Annotated in this window: 15 protein-coding genes; 3 read left to right on the plus strand and 12 right to left on the minus strand. The window is 53.4% G+C overall.

The genetic code is table 11. From position 1 onward, the window contains the following. From rplT to thrS, 4 genes are all read right to left on the minus strand, one after another. Window positions 1-263, minus strand: a 263-nt coding sequence (gene rplT / locus Q1M54_RS14560; protein WP_300558658.1) for a 50S ribosomal protein L20, incomplete at its 3' end; no start/stop codon positions are given. Window positions 264-288: 25 nt separating this feature from the next. After that, the gene (rpmI, locus tag Q1M54_RS14565; protein WP_026039701.1) at window positions 289-492 is read right to left on the minus strand and encodes a 50S ribosomal protein L35; all 204 of its coding nucleotides are present in this window, start codon (window positions 490-492) and stop codon (window positions 289-291) included. 133 nt (window positions 493-625) lie between these two features. Beyond that, complete coding sequence (infC, locus tag Q1M54_RS14570) at window positions 626-1222, minus strand: translation initiation factor IF-3 (protein WP_300558713.1); 597 nt, start codon at window positions 1220-1222, stop codon at window positions 626-628. 86 nt (window positions 1223-1308) lie between these two features. Beyond that, window positions 1309-3228 (minus strand): threonine--tRNA ligase, encoded by a 1920-nt coding sequence (gene thrS / locus Q1M54_RS14575; protein ID WP_300558662.1) that lies wholly within the window; start codon window positions 3226-3228, stop codon window positions 1309-1311. Window positions 3229-3453: 225 nt separating this feature from the next. Here thrS and Q1M54_RS14580 point away from each other — a divergent pair, with 225 nt between their 5' ends. Beyond that, window positions 3454-5691, plus strand: a complete 2238-nt coding sequence (locus Q1M54_RS14580; RefSeq protein WP_300558664.1) for an NADP-dependent isocitrate dehydrogenase — start codon at window positions 3454-3456, stop codon at window positions 5689-5691. 101 nt (window positions 5692-5792) lie between these two features. On the opposite strand, the gene aceA is transcribed toward Q1M54_RS14580, so the two are convergent. After that, window positions 5793-7124 (minus strand): isocitrate lyase, encoded by a 1332-nt coding sequence (gene aceA, locus Q1M54_RS14585; protein WP_300558666.1) that lies wholly within the window; start codon window positions 7122-7124, stop codon window positions 5793-5795. A 504-nt stretch (window positions 7125-7628) separates the two neighbouring features. Here aceA and Q1M54_RS14590 point away from each other — a divergent pair. Then, window positions 7629-8033 (plus strand): SWIB/MDM2 domain-containing protein, encoded by a 405-nt coding sequence (locus Q1M54_RS14590; RefSeq protein WP_300558715.1) that lies wholly within the window; start codon window positions 7629-7631, stop codon window positions 8031-8033. 99 nt (window positions 8034-8132) lie between these two features. Here Q1M54_RS14590 and Q1M54_RS14595 read toward each other — a convergent pair whose 3' ends face one another. Together Q1M54_RS14595 and clpB are read right to left on the minus strand one after the other, a co-directional pair. Next, entirely contained in the window at window positions 8133-9836 is a 1704-nt protein-coding gene (locus Q1M54_RS14595) for a thiamine pyrophosphate-binding protein (RefSeq protein ID WP_300558668.1), read from the minus strand. A 73-nt stretch (window positions 9837-9909) separates the two neighbouring features. Beyond that, window positions 9910-12516 carry an ATP-dependent chaperone ClpB gene (gene clpB / locus Q1M54_RS14600; RefSeq protein WP_300558671.1) on the minus strand — a complete coding sequence of 869 codons (2607 nt, stop codon included), beginning with the start codon at window positions 12514-12516 and terminating at the stop codon, window positions 9910-9912. An 85-nt stretch (window positions 12517-12601) separates the two neighbouring features. On the opposite strand from clpB, the gene Q1M54_RS14605 reads away from it, so the two are divergent. Continuing rightward, the gene (locus Q1M54_RS14605; RefSeq protein ID WP_300558673.1) at window positions 12602-13153 is read left to right on the plus strand and encodes a hypothetical protein; all 552 of its coding nucleotides are present in this window, start codon (window positions 12602-12604) and stop codon (window positions 13151-13153) included. A 48-nt stretch (window positions 13154-13201) separates the two neighbouring features. Here Q1M54_RS14605 and Q1M54_RS14610 read toward each other — a convergent pair whose 3' ends face one another. From Q1M54_RS14610 to Q1M54_RS14630, 5 genes are read right to left on the minus strand one after another with little or no spacing between them, the layout of a single operon-like run. Continuing rightward, entirely contained in the window at window positions 13202-13690 is a 489-nt protein-coding gene (locus tag Q1M54_RS14610; RefSeq protein WP_300558675.1) for a molybdenum cofactor biosynthesis protein MoaE, read from the minus strand. Window positions 13691-13694: 4 nt separating this feature from the next. Further along, entirely contained in the window at window positions 13695-13946 is a 252-nt protein-coding gene (locus tag Q1M54_RS14615) for a MoaD/ThiS family protein (protein WP_300558677.1), read from the minus strand. After that, a complete protein-coding gene (glp, locus tag Q1M54_RS14620) occupies window positions 13943-15202 on the minus strand; it encodes a gephyrin-like molybdotransferase Glp (RefSeq protein ID WP_300558679.1) in 1260 nt (419 codons plus the stop codon). Before glp ends, Q1M54_RS14615 begins: the two co-directional genes overlap by 4 nt. 5 nt (window positions 15203-15207) lie before the next feature. Then, window positions 15208-16653, minus strand: coding sequence for a threonine synthase (gene thrC, locus Q1M54_RS14625; RefSeq protein WP_300558680.1), 1446 nt, complete (start codon window positions 16651-16653; stop codon window positions 15208-15210). Beyond that, window positions 16653-17975 carry a homoserine dehydrogenase gene (locus Q1M54_RS14630; protein ID WP_300558681.1) on the minus strand — a complete coding sequence of 441 codons (1323 nt, stop codon included), beginning with the start codon at window positions 17973-17975 and terminating at the stop codon, window positions 16653-16655. The genes thrC and Q1M54_RS14630 overlap by 1 nt, the downstream gene beginning before the upstream one ends. Window positions 17976-18026 lie beyond the last annotated feature (51 nt).

The following is an 18026-nucleotide window of genomic DNA, read 5'->3' on the forward strand; positions in this document are numbered from 1 at the left end:
ATGGCAGCCTTCTTCAGGCCGTTGGCGAACTGGCTGTAGGTCAGACCGCATTCACGCGCAGCGGCGTTGATACGGGCAATCCACAACTGACGGAACACACGCTTTTTGGTGCGGCGGTCACGGTAGGCGTATTGGCCGGCCTTCATCACCGCCTGTTTGGCGATACGGAAGACATTACCGCGGCGACCGCGGAAACCTTTTGCAAGGGCCAAAACTTTCTTGTGACGGGCGCGTGCCGTTACACCACGTTTAACGCGAGGCATATTTATTCTCCTTGTTCGTCAGTGATTAAAGGCCAGCCATCGGCAGCATTTGTGCGATGTGACCCATATTGGTCTCATGCACAGACACCGAACCGCGAAGGTGACGCTTGTTTTTGGTGGTCTTCTTGGTCAGGATGTGACGTTTGAAGGCTTGACCGCGTTTAACGGTTCCACCTGGACGAACACGGAAGCGCTTTTTGGCACTGCTTTTGGTCTTCATCTTGGGCATATCAATGCTCCTTTAATTGTGCTCGTGAGGCGTCTGCAAAAAAATGCAGCCTTGTTGGCCCCGAGCCACTTTTAACAAAAACAACCCGAAAGTTGCTTTTGACCCAACCCGCCGTTAGGCAGGTTAAATTCTTTCAAACCGATTCAGCCTGTGAAGGCACATCGCTTGTTTTGCCGCCGGCGGGCTTTTTACGGCCTGGCGCGATCATCATGATCATCTGGCGGCCTTCCAACTTGGGAAACTGCTCGACGATGATGGTGTCAGCCAATTCATCACGAATGCGATTGAGGAGCGCCAAACCCAATTCTTGGTGGGTGATCTCACGACCGCGAAAACGCAAAGTGATTTTGCATTTGTCACCATCAGCCAAAAAACGACGGATATTGCGCATCTTGATGTTGTAGTCACCGTCGTCCGTACCCGGCCGAAACTTGACTTCTTTGATGTCAATGACTGTCTGCTTGGCTTTGGCTTCTGCCGCACGCTTTTGCTCTTGGTACTTGAACTTACCGTAATCCATCAAGCGACAGACAGGTGGCACGGCGGTGGCGGCAATTTCTACCAGATCCACATCCATCTCACCTGCAAGACGCAAGGCTTCGGCCAAGGACAAAATGCCCATGGGCTCATTTTCAGGGCCGGAAACACGGACCTCTGGGGCCATGATTTCACGGTTCAAACGGTGTTTACGTTCTTCGCGTTGGCGACGATCACGAAATTCGGTAGCGATGACTCAATCCTTTACGGAATAAAACTGCAAAAAGCAGCCTATCCATCTTTGTGCCCACGGGCCAAAGCTTGTGGCGAAACTCACCTTCATGCTTTAGAAGCGATGTCGGCAGCGATGTGCTCAATGAACGCATCGATCGACATCACACCGAGGTCTTTGTTGCCTCGGGCGCGCACTGCGACGGTACCTGCTGCCTTTTCTTTGTCACCAGCGACGAGGATGAAAGGCAGCTTTTGCAACGAATGCTCTCGTATTTTATACGTGATTTTCTCGTTACGCAGGTCCAATTCGACCCTAAGGCCTTGATTTGACACTGATTTTTGGAGTTTTGCAGCGATTTCACGACAGTAATCTGCCTGCGCATCGGTAATGTTGAGCACAGATATTTGCACTGGCGCCAACCAAGTGGGCAAGGCACCTGCATGCTGCTCTACCAAAATACCGATGAACCGCTCCATGCTGCCCACGATGGCACGGTGCAGGATAACGGGACGTTGGCGCGAGCCGTCCTCAGCCACATATTCAGCATCCAAACGCTCCGACAAGTTGAAGTCCACCTGAATCGTCCCGCACTGCCATTCACGGCCAATGGCGTCTTTCAAGGTGTATTCGATTTTGGGACCATAAAAAGCGCCGTCGCCTTCAGAAATCACAAAATCACAACCCGAGTGGCGCAAACTGTCCATCAAAGCTTTTTCGGCTTTGTCCCACAACTCGTCAGAGCCGATGCGCGCGGCAGGTCTTGTGGAGACTTTGTAAAGAATGTTGTTGAACCCAAAATCGGCATAGACTTTTTTGAGTACCTTGGTGAAATCGTCGCACTCAGGCAAGATTTGATTTTCTGTACAAAAGATGTGGCCATCGTCCTGGGTGAAACCACGAACACGCATGATGCCGTGCAAACCACCCGATGGCTCGTTGCGGTGACATTGGCCAAATTCACCGTAGCGCAGTGGCAGATCACGGTAACTTTTCATGCCTTGCTTGAAAATCAGGATGTGACCGGGACAGTTCATCGGCTTCAAAGCGTAATCGCGCTTTTCAGACTCGGTGGTGAACATGTTGTCCCGGTATTTGTCCCAATGACCAGTTTTTTCCCAAAGGGTCTTGTCCAGCAATTGCGGGCCTTTAACTTCTTGGTAGCCACTGTCGCGGTAAACCTGGCGCATGAACTGCTCCACGGTTTGCCAGACTGTCCACCCCTTGGGATGCCAAAACACCAAGCCAGGCGCATGTTCATCGATGTGGAATAAATCAAGCTCGCGGCCCAATTTCCGATGGTCACGCCTTTCCGCCTCTTCCAAGCGGGTCAGGTACAGCTGCAAGTCTTCTTTGCTGGCCCAAGCTGTGCCATAAACACGCTGCAACATCTCGTTTTTGCTGTCACCGCGCCAATAAGCACCTGCCACCTTCATCAGCTTGAAGTGTTTGAGCTTTCCAGTACTGGGCACATGAGGCCCACGGCACAGGTCTTCGAATTCACCTTCACGGTAAAGACTGACCTCCTCACCCGCAGGGATGGAGCCAATGATCTCTGCTTTGTAGTGTTCGCCCAAACTATTGAAATAGGCGACCGCTTCGTCTCGCGGCAAAACACGGCGCACCACAGGCTCGTCCTTGGCGGCCAAGTCCGCCATTTTCTTTTCAATAGCGACCAAATCTTCAGGCGTGAATGGACGTGAGTAGGAAAAATCGTAGTAAAAACCGTTGTCAATCACAGGTCCGATGGTGACTTGTGCATCAGGGAACAGGCTTTTGACCGCATAGGCCAACAAGTGCGCCGAGGAATGGCGAATCAGCTCCAAGCCTTCCGGATCTTTGGCTGTGATGATGGACAACTTGGCGTCAGCGGCCATGATAAAACTGGTATCAACCAATTGACCATTGACTTTGCCGCCCAAAGCAGCTTTGGCCAAGCCCGTACCGATAGAAGCAGCGACCTCTGCGACCGTGACAGGACCGGAAAAGTCTCGCAATGAGCCGTCGGGAAGGGTAATTTGAACCATGGACATGTGATCGAGGGCGCAGCCAATGACAACGCAAAAGGAATTGAAAAATAACCTCTAATTTTCACACATTTGATGACTGGATCAAAAGCCTAGAAATCATTGCTATTTCTTTCCAAAAATGCGCGACATGAAGACCTTCAATTGGTCATGGTGTCAGCCTCATGTGGGAATGCTTGGTTTAAGATAGTGGTCTTCTTTTTCATCCTGTAAAAAAGCACGACGATGACAACGCCTACTGCACGACCCAAAATCATTTACACACTGACCGATGAGGCACCGTTGCTGGCCACAGCGGCCTTCTTGCCTGTCATTCGCTCATTCACAAAACCCGCCGGAATCGATGTTCAAACCAGCGACATTTCTGTTGCAGCACGGATTTTGGGCGAGTTTTCTGACATCCTGCCTGCCGAGCAACGTGTACCCAACAATTTGGCGGAATTGGGCAAGCTGACACTCAAGGCGGATGCCAACATCATCAAATTGCCCAACATCAGTGCTTCTGTTGGCCAGCTGACAGCCGCCATCAAAGAATTGCAATCCAAGGGCTATGCCCTTCCAGATTACCCAGATGCGCCGAAAAACGATGAAGAAAAGGCCATCAAAGCTCGTTATTCCAAATGCATCGGCTCCGCCGTGAATCCCGTTCTCCGAGAAGGTAACTCTGACCGACGCGCACCGCGCGCCGTGAAAGAGTTTGCGCGTAAAAACCCACACAGCATGGCTGAATGGAGCCAAGCTTCACGCTCGCACGTTTCGCACATGCATGCTGGCGATTTTTACCACGGTGAAAAGTCCATGACCATGGATCGCCCACGCGAAGTGAAGATGGAACTGATCACTAAATCCGGTAAGACCGTCATTCTCAAAGAGAAGGTGGCCTTGCTCGACCGTGAAGTGGTCGACAGCATGTTCATGAGCAAGAAGGCCTTACTGGAGTTTTACGAGAAAGAAATCGAAGATGCACACGCCACCGGAGTGATGTTCTCTCTGCACGTCAAAGCCACGATGATGAAGGTGTCTCACCCTATCGTGTTTGGTCACTGCGTGAAAATCTTCTACAAAGACGCGTTCGCCAAGCACGGCGCCTTGTTCAAAGAACTCGGCGTGAACGTGAACAACGGCATGGCCGATTTGTATGCCAAGGTCGCCACCCTGCCCCAATCCAAACAAGACGAAATCAAGCGTGACCTCCATGCTTGCCACGAAGGCCGGCCTGAACTGGCCATGGTGGACTCTGCCAAAGGCATCACAAATTTCCACTCACCCAACGACGTCATCGTGGACGCCTCCATGCCGGCCATGATCCGCAATGGCGGCAAAATGTGGGGTGCTGACGGACGCCTCAAAGACGTTAAGGCTGTGATGCCAGAGTCAACGTTTGCACGCATCTACATGGAGATGATCAACTTTTGCAAATGGCATGGCGCTTTCGACCCTAAGACCATGGGCACCGTGCCCAACGTTGGTTTGATGGCGCAGCAAGCCGAAGAATACGGCTCGCATGACAAAACTTTTGAAATTCAAGAAGATGGCGTGGCCAACATCACCGACATCAACACCGGCGAAGTGCTGCTTTCACAAGAAGTAGAGACTGGTGATATCTGGCGCATGTGCCAAGTGAAAGACGCAGCGATTCGCGATTGGGTCAAGTTGGCTGTGACGCGTGCTCGCAACTCCGGCATGCCTGTTGTGTTCTGGCTCGATCAGTACCGACCACACGAAGCTCAGCTGATCACCAAAGTCAAAATGTACCTCCATGAGCACAACACGGCAGGTCTGGAAATCCAGATCATGAGCCAAGTTCGCGCGATGCGTTACACACTGGAGCGTGTGGTGCGTGGCTTTGACACCATCAGCGCCACCGGTAACATCTTGCGTGACTACCTGACCGATCTTTTCCCCATCATGGAGTTGGGGACCTCGGCCAAAATGCTGTCCATCGTGCCCTTGATGGCAGGGGGCGGCATGTACGAAACCGGTGCTGGCGGCTCGGCTCCAAAGCACGTGCAACAACTTGTAGAAGAAAACCACCTGCGATGGGACTCGTTGGGGGAATTTTTGGCGCTGGCTGTGTCCCTTGAAGATTTGGGTCTCAAAACAGGCAACAAAAAAGCTGGCGTCTTGGCTCGGACTTTGGATGCCGCCACGGGCAAGCTCTTGGACAACAACAAGAACCCCTCCCCCAAAACAGGCCAACTCGACAACCGTGGCAGCCAGTTCTACCTGGCCATGTACTGGGCACAAGAATTGGCCGCACAAACCGACGATGCTGAATTGGCCAAGCAGTTTGAGTCCTTGGCCAAAACACTGACGACACAAGAAAAAACAATCGTTGGCGAATTCCAAGCTGTCCAAGGAAAGTCGGTTGACATCGGTGGTTATTACTACCCATCTGCTGAGAAGTTGCAGACCATCATGTGTCCGAGCAAAACATTCAATGAAGCACTGAAAGCCATGTGAATCTCACCACGCACCACTGTTGTTGGGCAAACCAAAAAGCCACCGCAAGGTGGCTTTTTTTGGCGTCATGGAGCCTGCTCAGAGGCAGGCTCAAATACCGATCAGTGGAACTGCTCTTCTTCGGTTGAGCCGGTCAAGGCTTTCACGGAAGACGAACCGCCTTGGATCACGGTCGTCACGTCGTCAAAATAACCAGCGCCAACTTCTTGCTGGTGCGACACGAAGGTATAGCCCTTGTCGCGAGCAGCAAATTCAGGCTCTTGCACCATGTTGACGTAGTGTTTCATGCCTTCTCCGTTGGCGTAAGCATGGGCAAACTGGAATGTGTTGTACCAGTTGATATGGATACCGGCCAATGTGATGAACTGGTATTTGTAGCCCAAATCGGACAGGTCTTCCTGGAAAGACGCAATCTGGCTGTCATTGAGGTTTTTCTTCCAATTGAACGAAGGTGAGCAGTTGTAAGACAGCAACTTGCCAGGGCAAGCAGCATGCACAGCTTGCGCAAATTCGCGGGCAAAACCGATGTCTGGGACGCCAGTTTCGCACCAGACCAAGTCAGCGTAAGGTGCGTAAGCCACGCCGCGGCTGATGGCTTGTTCCAAACCATTTCTAACGCGGTAAAAACCTTCTTGGGTACGCTCACCCGTCAAGAAAGGTTTGTCATTGGCATCGTGGTCAGATGTGATCAAATTGGCCGCTTCGGCATCTGTACGGGCCAACACGATGGTCGATGTGCCCATCACGTCAGCCGCAAAACGTGCAGAGATCAATTTTTCACATGCCTCTTGGGTGGGTACCAAGACTTTGCCGCCCATGTGGCCGCATTTCTTCACAGCTGCCAATTGGTCTTCGAAGTGCACACCGGCAGCGCCAGAGGCGATCATGTTCTTCATCAATTCAAACGCGTTCAATACGCCGCCGAAACCAGCTTCCGCATCGGCAACGATGGGCAAAAAGTAGTCGATGAACTCTTTATCCCCTGGGTTGATGCCACGGCCCCACTGAATTTCGTCGGCGCGCTTGAAGGTGTTGTTGATGCGACGCACCATGGTGGGCACCGAGTCGTAGGCGTAAAGCGATTGGTCAGGGTACATGGTCTCAGATGTATTGCCATCGGCAGCGACTTGCCAACCTGACAGGTACACGGCCTCCAAACCAGCCTTGGCTTGTTGCATGGCTTGACCGGCACTGATGGCACCGAATGAATTGACATAGCCTTTCTTGGCGCCACCGTTGACTTTATCCCAGAGTTTTTCTGCACCGCGCTTGGCCAAGGTGTGCTCAATGGGCATGCTGCCGCGCAAGCGAACAACGTCAGCAGCGGAGTACCCGCGCTTCACGCCTTTCCAACGCGGGTTGGTGGCCCAATCTTTTTCGAGAGCGGCAATTTGTTGTTCACGGTTCAATGTTTGGGTGCTGTTTGAAGACATGGGAGCTCCTGTGGTCAAGTTGAAATCAAACGACTGTTGCAGCACGGTCTGCTGTGTCGCTGGTCTTATCTTAACTCTTATATAAGACACTTAACTGATCTTATGTCTTATATAAGACTTATTTTTAATTGTTTAAAATCAATGACTTACATGCGGTTTTCCGCAATACAAAATATAAATTCACATCAAATTAACTTACAAAGCTTTGTTGCAAGACGAAAATTTCATATTGCGGAAGAAAAAAATAAATTGTGAAATTTCAACCACCCTGGACAAAAGAAACTGGCAAAGCACCTGAGTAAAAACTCCGCTCCAAAGTGATCAGCCCCATCAATAACAAAGACAACAAGGAGAAAAAACGACGAAGTTTGGAAATCAGGAACAACACCTAGATAAAAATGCTTTTTTCACTTGGAAACTATCAGTTTCTCCTTTAGCATCGCTCTAGCTGTAAACACACCGTTTATCAGCGGCGAACCCACTTCCGACCAAAGGAAACTCATCATGGCAACTGCGAAAAAAACCCCGGCCAAAAAAGCTGCAGCACCCGCTAAAAAAGCAGCACCGGCAACCAAGGCTGCTCCAGCTAAAAAAGCTGCAGCTCCTGCAAAGAAAGTGGCCGCTAAGGCGCCTGCAAAGAAAGCAGCACCAGCGGCAAAGCGCACACCCAATCCTGCTTTCATGAAAGCTTTGACTCCCAGCGCTGCATTGGCTGCTGTCGTGGGCGCAACCCCACTGCCACGTACCGAAGTGGTCAGCAAAATGTGGATCTACATCAAGAAGCACAAACTGCAGGACAGCGTGAACCGTCGCGCGATCAATGCCGATGACAAGCTCAAGGCTGTCTTTGGTAAAGCTCAAGTCACGATGTTTGAGATGGCCGGCTTGATCGGCAAGCACTTGAAGTAATTCGGTTGAGCTTCCAACAAAAAACCCGCTTAGGCGGGTTTTTTGTTGTCTACACAGCAAACGCTGCTCAATCCAACACGACAAAGATCTCCCGTTTGGTCATCCCGACGACACTTGAGCGGCCAAAGCCGCTCGGGTGATGGCGCTCAATGTAACGCGTGTGGTAATCACCTCGGGGTCAAGAATCACCTCGATCAGTGTGCCTTGTGGTCGCGCAAGCGCATCCAACAAAGCTGATTCAAAACCTTCAGTTTTATCAATTCGCACTCCCACATAACCATAGGCTTGAGCCAAAGCTGCAAAATCCGGATTTTTCAGTTGTGAACCGGTCACGTGTTGTGGGTACTCGCGCTCTTGGTGCATGCGAATGGTGCCGTACATGCCGTTGTTGAGCAGCACGATGATGCTCTTACCGCCATGCTGAACCGATGTGGCCAGCTCTTGGCCGTTCATGAGAAAGTCACCGTCCCCGGCAATGGTGAAAGCCAGACGACCTGTCAATAAATTGGCGGCAATGCCTGCTGGGACGCCATAACCCATGGCACCCACTGTCGGGGCCAGCTGGGTTTTATGGCCTTTGACCAAGCCATGGTGTTTGTAAAAGCGATGCATCCAACTGGCGAAGTTGCCCGCACCATTGGTGAGCACGGCATCGACCGGTAAATGCTTTTGCAGCGTTGCAACAATGGCCGGCATGTCGATAGCACCTGGCAGCAACTGAGGCTGTAAATTGGCCAAATAATCCGCATGGGCAGATTGAGTCCAAGACGTCCATGGAAGCTCTGTTGGTGCGGTCAAGACCTCAAGGCTGCGGGCAGCTGCGTTCATGGTGGCGTGGATGGCCAAATCGGCTTGATAAACGCGGTTCAGCTCTTCGGCACTCGAATGAATATGCACCAGCTTTTGGCGTGTTTTGGGCGCTTGCAGCAAGGTGTACCCGCCCGTGGTCATCTCGCCCAAACGTGGGCCGATGGCCAAGATCAAATCAGCATCGCGAACGCGCTTGGCCAAAGCAGGACCAATGCCAATGCCCACATCACCCGCATACAAGGCGTGGTGGTTGTCAAAGGTGTCTTGAAAGCGGAAAGCGTTTGTGACTGGCAGCTGCCAATTTTCTGCAAAGCGCTGAAGCGCTTGAGCTGACTGCGTTGTCCATCCGCCCCCCCCTGCAATGACCAAAGGTTGGCGTGCAGACAACAGCATGTCACGCAGCGTGCGCAAAGCGCCAGGATCGCTCCAAGCTTGAACTGCATCCAACCGGGGCAATGCGACTGCCTTGACGGGTTGAGTCAACATGTCTTCTGGCAACACCAAAACCACTGGGCCAGGACGACCATTCATGGCCGTGGCGAAAGCGCGGGCGACGTACTCTGGCAAACGCTCTGGATCGTCCACTCGCTCGACCCGCTTGGCCATGCCTTTGGTAGAGGGGCCAAAGAAATGGGTGTAATCCATCTCTTGAAAAGCCTCGCGGTCGCGCGTTTCGCTGGCCACGTCACCCACAAACAACACCATGGGCGTGGAGTCTTGGAATGCGGTGTGGACGCCAATCGAAGCGTTGGTGGCACCTGGCCCCCGGGTAACAAAGCAAATACCGGGTCGCCCTGTCAGTTTGCCTTGCGCCTCGGCCATGAAAGCCGCACCCCCCTCTTGCCTACAGGTCACAAACTGAATGCTGTCGCGGTGCAGGTGAAATCCATCCAGCACCGCCAGATAACTTTCACCGGGCACACCAAAAGCATGGGTAACGCCTTGGGCCAAGAGGCATTCAACGAGCAGGTGGCCAGCAATTTTTGAGGTCATGCCTTGATTGTGCCCAAGACCGTCCCGTTCAACTGTCACAGCCGCGAATGAGACACCACCAGAGAGAAGGCCATCAAACAGCTTGTTCGACCACCTTGAAATCAAAATGTCCAGGATTTCGTACTGGATCGACCGACACTTCGATACTGCATTTGGGTGGAAAACGCCCCTCCAGCAACAATTTGGACAAGGGGTTTTCCAAGCGTTGCTGAATCGCCCTCTTCAAAGGCCGAGCACCGAAAACCGGGTCAAAACCCACCTTGGCCAATTCGGACAAGGCGGCGGCACTCACTTGCAAGCTTAAATCCATGCGGGCAAGACGGGTTTGCAGGACCTGTAACTGGATTTGGGCAATGCTGGCAATGTGCTCAGCATCCAAGCCATGGAACACCACCGTCTCATCGATGCGGTTCAAAAACTCTGGACGAAAATGGGTCTTGAGTTCGTCCCACACCGCATCCTTGATGTCCTCAGCGGGTTGCCCCACCATGGACTGGATCAAGTGCGATCCCAAATTGGAAGTCATCACGATCACGGTGTTTTTGAAATCCACGGTGCGACCTTGGCCATCGGTCAAACGGCCATCGTCGAGCACTTGCAGCAAGACGTTGAACACATCCGGGTGGGCCTTTTCAACTTCATCAAGCAGCAGCACACTGTAAGGTTTACGGCGTACAGCCTCGGTCAAATAACCGCCTTCCTCGTAGCCGACATAACCTGGAGGCGCACCGATCAAGCGTGCGACCGAATGCTTCTCCATGAACTCACTCATGTCCATGCGAATCAGGTGGTCTTCGCTGTCAAACAAAAACCCTGCCAAAGCTTTACAAAGTTCGGTCTTACCGACACCCGTTGGCCCTAAAAACAAAAAAGAACCCGTGGGTCGGTTTGGGTCTGACAGCCCTGATCGTGAGCGTCGAATCGCGTTGGCCACCGCGGCAATCGCTTCGTCTTGGCCCACCACCCTTTGGTGAAGTTTGTCTTCCATTTGCAGCAATTTTTCACGTTCACCCTGCATCATTTTCGAGACCGGGATGCCCGTGGCACGAGACACCACCTCGGCAATTTCTTCGGCGCCTACTTGAGTGCGCAACAAGCGGTGCACTGGTTTTTCGCCCGGCATCGACTCTTTGGCTTGAACTTCTTTGAGCGTTTTCTCTAAGGCTGGCAACTTGCCGTATTGCAGTTCCGCCACCTTGTTGAAATCCCCTTTTCGGGTCAACTCCTCGATCTGTTGGCGCAATTGGTCAATTTCTTCACGCACCTGTTGGCCGCCTTGGGCTTGCGCTTTTTCAGCGTGCCAAATCTCCTCCAAGTCAGCGGCTTCTTTCTTCAGCTTCTCAATTTCTTCTTCAATCAAGGCAAAACGTTTTTGCGATGCCTCGTCGTTTTCTCTGCGCACGGCCTCACGTTCAATTTGCAATTGGATCAAACGGCGATCCAGCTTGTCCATGACCTCGGGTTTGGAATCAATCTCAATTTTGATTTTGGCGGCAGCCTCATCGATCAAATCAATCGCCTTGTCCGGCAAAAAACGGTCGGTGATGTAGCGGTGGCTCAGCTCAGCCGCAGCCACAATGGCCGGATCTGTAATGTCCACACCGTGATGAATTTCATACTTTTCTTGTAAGCCGCGCAAAATCGCGATGGTGGCTTCAACAGAAGGCTCGTTGACCAGTATTTTTTGGAAACGACGCTCCAAGGCTGCGTCTTTCTCAATGTACTTGCGGTATTCATCCAGCGTGGTGGCGCCCACGCAATGGAGCTCGCCACGGGCCAAAGCAGGTTTGAGCATATTGCCCGCATCCATCGCGCCCTCAGCTTTGCCGGCCCCCACCATGGTGTGCAACTCGTCAATGAAGACAATGGTCATTCCCTCGTCTTTGGCAAGCTCACTGAGTACGGTCTTGAGACGCTCTTCAAACTCGCCCCGAAACTTGGCTCCAGCCAACAAAGCAGCCATATCAAGTGACAAGACACGCTTGCCTTTGAGTGAGTCGGGCACCTCACCTGCCACGATACGCTGCGCCAAACCTTCCACAATCGCAGTTTTTCCAACGCCTGGCTCGCCAATCAAAACTGGGTTGTTTTTAGTGCGGCGTTGCAAAACCTGAATGGCTCGGCGAATCTCATCGTCTCTGCCAATCACCGGGTCGAGCTTGCCCATGCGTGCCCGCTCGGTCAGGTCGATACAGTATTTTTTGAGGGCTTCACGTTGCCCCTCGGATTCGGCGGTGCCCACGGTTTGACCGCCTCGCACAGCATCGATGGCCGACTCCAGGCTCTTTCGGCTCATGCCTTGCTCTTTGACCAAACGTCCAATTTCCCCTTTGTGATCGGCCAAAGCCAACAAAAAGAGTTCACTGGCGATGAAGGCATCACCCCGTTTGATGGACTCTTTCTCGGCAGCTTGCAGCAGCTTGGCCAAATCGGCACCTACCTGAACTTGGTCTTGTCCGGTGACCTTGGGCAAACGGTGGACCGCAGTTTCCGCGGCCATCATGAGACTGGGTACTTGAACTCCTGCCCTCACCAGCAAAGATTTGGGACCGTCGTCTTGTCTGAGCATGGCCAACAAAACGTGAGCGGGCTCGATGTAAGCGTGGTCCCCGCCCAATGCCAGTGACTGCGCATCGGACAGGGCCTCGTGGAATTTGGTGGTTAATTTGTCTAATCGCATGAAAGTTCTCCAATGTGACTCAGCTTGGGGTTTATTGGCCATTTTCAAGCGGCTTCAACTGCCCTTTGTTGCCTAAAATCAAGGAATGAAGATCCACCAGTTGTCCATCAGCCACGATGAAATACAAGACCGCCTCTTGGTGCGCCTGAACACACAAACTGCGCATGAATTTCGTTTTTGGCTCACTCGCCGCATGGCGCTCAGGTTACTGCCTGCCATGGACCAAACCTTGACTCGGTTGGAAGCAGCTCAACCGGGTGTGGCGGCATCAGATCACAATGCCCAACAAATTTTGGCAGACATCAAACGAGATGCTTTTTTGAAGAACGCCGATTTCGAAACACCCTATGCTGCAAAAGCCGAGCAATTGCCCTTGGGTCCTGAGCCCTTGTTGGTCACGGATGTTCAGTTGACCCTGCAATCTCATGGCAACTTAGAGGTCATTTTTCGGCAAAAAAAGGGCGAAGACATTCAGTCGTGTCATCTCAATCTGCAAGCACAGTTGGTTCACGGATTGATTCATTTGCTGAGAGAAACCATGGCCAAAGCAGAGTGGAATATGGTGGCATCCAAACCCACGCCCAGTAGCGAACAGGGTCCTACATCGGCCTCTAACTCGACAGCTTACAAACACTGAAAAAGCACACGCCACCAACAAGCGCAAGGTGTAATCAGGTGAACAACATCAGCTGTTGTTGCTTTGAATCCCCCAACGTGCCAAGGCAGCATCATCGGACACACGGGCATCAACCCACTGGGCGCCGAGCGGTGTTTGCTCTTTTTTCCAAAACGGGGCCTGGGTTTTCAGATAATCCATCAAAAACTCGCACGCCTTGAAGCTTTCACCCCGATGAGCGGACGTGACCGCCACCAAAACGATTTGATCTGCAGGCAACAAACGGCCCACGCGGTGAACGACACGGGCGGCATAGAAGTCAAAGCGTTGATGCGCTTGCTCGATCATGGATTCAATCGATTTTTCTGTCATGCCCGGGTAATGCTCAAGTTCCATGGCCTGCACCTCGTCGCTGGCCTGCCCTGTGAGCGCACGGGTATCACGCACCGTGCCCACAAAACTGCACACAGCACCCACGCGAAGGTCTTGTGCCCGCAAAACTTCAATTTCTTGGGACACATCGAAGTCTTCGGTCTGGATCGTCACTTGTGACCGCATGCGTTCAGCCCCCAGTCACAGGTGGGAAAAATGCCACTTCGCAATCGGCTATCAAAGGCGTGTCATCGCTGGCCATGACTTGGTTGACCGCCACGCGGACAGGCAAACCAAGGGCCAAGCATTGAGCGTGTGCGCCGCCGAGTGCAATCAGTGCTTGCCGCAGAGTAGCCACATCGGTCGCCGAAGTCACGAATACCTCGCTGCCCACACCAATGGTTTCACGCAGAGATGCGAAATAACGCAGCTGAATCTTCATGACAGCCACTCCGAAAAGGACCAAAAATTGAGCATATCCCCATGGACAATGGTTTGCTCAGCCGGATTATCGACCACGCCGTCACCCCAAACTACAGAGGTCAAAACACCGGAACTTTGGTTCGGGAATAAGTCCAAACCACCTTGAGCATTGCGCCTAACGCGCAAAAATTCACGCCGCTTGTCTGCTTTGGGCAGATCAAAGTGCGCAGGCAAACGATAAGCCACCGGTGGCTTTGGCGCAGCGCCTTGAAAAGTCAAAATCAAAGGTTTTACTAAGAGCAAGAAGGTGATGAAGCTGGAAACAGGGTTCCCGGGCAAGCCGACAAAATGTGCTGCGCCAGGCAAGGAGTCCCGCCGCACATGGCCATAAGCAAACGGCTTTCCGGGTTTCATGGCAATTTGCCAAAGCGCCAATTCACCCAAGGATTGCACGGCAGGTTTCACATGGTCCTCCTCACCCACCGACACGCCACCGCTGGTGACAATCAAATCGTGGTGCTCAGCGGCAGATTGGAGTGCGGCCACAGTGGCGTCTCGGCGATCAGGAACAATGCCCAGGTCGCTCACCTCACAGCCCATCCTTTGCAACAAAGCCCGTAAGAAAAATCGGTTGGAGTTGTAAATGGCCCCGGGCCGCATGTCCCCTGGGGCCACATCGCCTGGCATCACCAATTCATCACCGGTTGAAAACAAAGCCACTTTGGGCCTCGCCATGACCTGCACATGCGACAAGCCCAGGCTGGCGACCAAACCCAATTCGGCAGGACCGAGTTTTTGGCCACGCATGAGCACCGTGTCACCGGCTTTGACGTCTTCACCACTGCGGCGAATCCATTGACCTGCCTCGGGTGCAAACAAAAATTTCACCCGACTGACATCCTGTCCAACGATGGATTCGGTTTGTTCTTGCATCACGACGGCATCGGCCCCAAGAGGAACGGGTGCCCCTGTGAAAATACGTGCCGTTTGTCCGGGCAGCAATTGATCGCCAAAGTGGCCAGCCGCAATGCGTTGCGTCACGGTCAATTCGACACCGGAATGCTGCACATCGGCGCTGCGAACAGCGTAACCGTCCATGGATGAGTTGTCGAAAGCGGGGACCTGCAAAGCAGAAACCACGTTTTGCGCCAAGAAGCGACCATCGGCATCCAGAGTGGCCACAGTCTCAAACCGTGTCAAAGGATGAACATGGGTCAGCAAGGCCTGCAAGGCAGCGTCCAGTGACATCAACGGAGCGCGTGGGGCGTTGCTCATGGCGTTCAGTCGCAGTGCTGGGTGATGTAGGCCTTGATCAGGCCCACATCGGCCTTCATGACCAGCACACGTTTGGGCAAAGATTCAATGCCTTCAAACTGCACTGGACGCTCTGGCTGCCGACCCAAAGCTTCGACGATGGTGGCCGCGAACTTGATGGGCAAGGCGGTTTCCAGCACGATCATGGGCACCTGAGGGTTCAGGTGCTCCTTGGCCACCTTGACGCCGTCAGCGGTGTGGGTGTCGATCATCACGCCGTAGTTGGCAAATACCTGCTGGATGGTTTTCAAGCGGTCGGCGTGGGTGCTGCGGCCGCTTTCAAACCCATACGTGGTGCTGGCTTGGGCAAATCGGGCGTCGCCCGACAAGTCGAAGAAACCTTGACGGCTCAAACCCTCGCCAAAAATGGCTTTGGTTTTGGCACCATCACGCTCGAGCAAGTCGAATACAAAACGCTCGAAGTTGCTGGCTTTGGAGATGTCCATCGACGGACTGGACGTTTCATGCGTGTCGGCCGTGCCGCGCACGCGGTAAATCCCTGTGCGGAAAAACTCGTCAAGTACGTCGTTTTCGTTGGTGGCCACCACCAAACGGTCGATCGGCAAACCCATCATGCGGGCCACATGACCGGCGCAGACGTTGCCAAAATTACCGCTGGGCACGGTGAAGCTGACCTTGTCCTCATTGCTTGCAGTGGCTTGGAAGTAACCAGCAAAGTAATACACCACCTGGGCCAGAAGTCGCGCCCAGTTGATGGAGTTCACGGTGCCGATTTTGTATTTGCGCTTGAAGTCAAGATCGTTGGAGACGGCCTTGACGATGTCCTGGCAGTCGTCGAATACGCCTTCGATGGCGATGTTGTGGATGTTGTCATCGAGCAGACTGAACATCTGCGCTTGCTGAAACGGGCTCATTCGGCCGTTCGGGCTGGTCATGAACACACGCACACCTTTTTTGCCACGCATGGCGTATTCGGCAGCGCTCCCGGTATCGCCAGACGTAGCGCCCAAAATGTTCAACTCTTCGCCCCGTCGGGCCAGTTCGTACTCAAACAAATTGCCCAACAACTGCATGGCCATGTCCTTGAATGCCAAGGTGGGGCCGTTGGACAAGGCTTCCAAGAACAAATCAGGCTGGGCTTGGCCTGTGGACTTCAAAGGCTTGAGTGGGACGATTTCTTGGGTACCGAACACTTCTGGGGTGTAGGTCTTGAGGCACAAAGCCTGCAGATCACCGCTTGGAATATCGTCGATGTAGAGCGACAGGACCTCGAAAGCCAAACCAGCATAGCCTTGATTTTTCCAAACGTCGCGCAAGCGGGTCAGCGCCGCTGAGTCGATCTGCGGGTAGCTTTCGGGCAGGTACAAACCGCCATCGGGCGCCAAGCCTTCGAGCAGGATTTCACAGAATTGCTTGCGGTCTGCATGACCGCGCGTAGACAAATAGCGCATCAGTTCAACTCTTCCTTGCGAATGCGCACAATCGGCGCCATCACGGTGGGCAAGGCCTGCATTTGGGCGAGCACATCGTTCAAAGTGCCTTCACGCGTGTCGTGGGTCAAGATGATCACGTCGGTCTGGTTCTCACCCGCTTGACTGACCTGATCAGCCTCGCGCTGCAACACCGCGTCGATGCTGATATCGGCTTGGGCCAACAAGCCCGTCAGCTTGGCCAGCACGCCGGCTTGGTCTGCCACGCGCAAACGCAGGTAATAGCTGGTCACCACCTCTGACATGGGTAAGACATTCAAATCACTCATGGCCCCCGGCTGGAAAGCCAGGTGCGGCACACGGTTGAGCGGGTCTGCTGTGTGCAAACGGGTGATGTCCACCAAATCGGCGATCACCGCGCTGGCGGTGGGCTCGGAACCCGCGCCTTTGCCGTAATACAAAGTGGTGCCCACGGCGTCGCCTTGCACCATCACCGCGTTCATGGCCCCTTCCACATTCGCGATCAGGCGCTGTGTTGGCACCAGGCTGGGGTGTACGCGCAACTCAATGCCTTGGGCCGTTCGCTTGGTGATGCCCAAAAGCTTGATGCGGTAACCCAATTGCTCTGCGTACTTGATATCGGCAGCACCCAGCTTCGTGATGCCCTCGACATAGGCCTTGTCAAACTGCACGGGAATCCCAAACGCGATCGCGCTCATCAAGGTCACTTTATGCGCTGCATCCACGCCTTCGATGTCAAATGTCGGGTCGGCTTCGGCATAACCCAGACGCTGGGCCTCCTTGAGCACATCGCCAAAGTCCAGACCCTTGTCGCGCATCTCGGACAAGATGAAGTTGGTCGTGCCATTGATGATGCCTGCCACCCACTGGATGCTGTTGGCCGTCAGGCCTTCGCGCAGCGATTTAATGATCGGGATACCACCCGCCACAGCGGCCTCAAAAGCCACCATGACCCCCTTGGCCTGCGCGGCCGCAAAAATCTCTGTACCGTGAACCGCCAGCAGCGCTTTGTTGGCTGTGACCACATGCTTGCCAGCAGCAATTGACTCCATAACCAAGGCCTTGGCAATACCGTATCCGCCAATCAGCTCAATGACGATGTCGATCTCGGGGTTGGCGATCACAGCGCGGGCATCGCCCACCACCTGAACGCCCTCGCCCACCAAGGCTTGGGCTCGGGCCTGATCCAAGTCAGCAACCATGGTGATTTCAATGCCACGACCGGCACGGCGCTGGATTTCTTCTTGGTTACGCTTGAGCACGTTGAAAGTGCCACTGCCCACAGTGCCCATGCCCAAGAGGCCTACTTTGATCGGTTTCATGTTGATCTTCTTTACTGCAATGTGCCCGAAAGATTCGGGCATTTTTTGAAT

It is taken from the genome of Limnohabitans sp. Rim8 (assembly GCF_943326455.1).
Taxonomy (GTDB): Bacteria; Pseudomonadota; Gammaproteobacteria; order Burkholderiales; family Burkholderiaceae_C; genus Limnohabitans_A.

Bases quoted from the DNA above. Each gene is read 5' to 3' on its own strand.
- Q1M54_RS14605 (WP_300558673.1), top strand. From the start codon at position 12,602: ATGAAGATCCACCAGTTGTCCATCAGCCACGATGAAATACAAGACCGC.
- clpB (WP_300558671.1), bottom strand. From the start codon at position 12,516: ATGCGATTAGACAAATTAACCACCAAATTCCACGAGGCCCTGTCCGAT.
- Q1M54_RS14630 (WP_300558681.1), bottom strand. From the start codon at position 17,975: ATGAAACCGATCAAAGTAGGCCTCTTGGGCATGGGCACTGTGGGCAGT.
- glp (WP_300558679.1), bottom strand. From the start codon at position 15,202: ATGAGCAACGCCCCACGCGCTCCGTTGATGTCACTGGACGCTGCCTTG.
- Q1M54_RS14615 (WP_300558677.1), bottom strand. From the start codon at position 13,946: ATGAAGATTCAGCTGCGTTATTTCGCATCTCTGCGTGAAACCATTGGT.
- Q1M54_RS14590 (WP_300558715.1), top strand. From the start codon at position 7,629: ATGGCAACTGCGAAAAAAACCCCGGCCAAAAAAGCTGCAGCACCCGCT.
- thrC (WP_300558680.1), bottom strand. From the start codon at position 16,653: ATGCGCTATTTGTCTACGCGCGGTCATGCAGACCGCAAGCAATTCTGT.
- Q1M54_RS14595 (WP_300558668.1), bottom strand. From the start codon at position 9,836: ATGACCTCAAAAATTGCTGGCCACCTGCTCGTTGAATGCCTCTTGGCC.
- aceA (WP_300558666.1), bottom strand. From the start codon at position 7,124: ATGTCTTCAAACAGCACCCAAACATTGAACCGTGAACAACAAATTGCC.
- Q1M54_RS14610 (WP_300558675.1), bottom strand. From the start codon at position 13,690: ATGCGGTCACAAGTGACGATCCAGACCGAAGACTTCGATGTGTCCCAA.
- Q1M54_RS14580 (WP_300558664.1), top strand. From the start codon at position 3,454: ATGACAACGCCTACTGCACGACCCAAAATCATTTACACACTGACCGAT.
- rpmI (WP_026039701.1), bottom strand. From the start codon at position 492: ATGCCCAAGATGAAGACCAAAAGCAGTGCCAAAAAGCGCTTCCGTGTT.
- thrS (WP_300558662.1), bottom strand. From the start codon at position 3,228: ATGGTTCAAATTACCCTTCCCGACGGCTCATTGCGAGACTTTTCCGGT.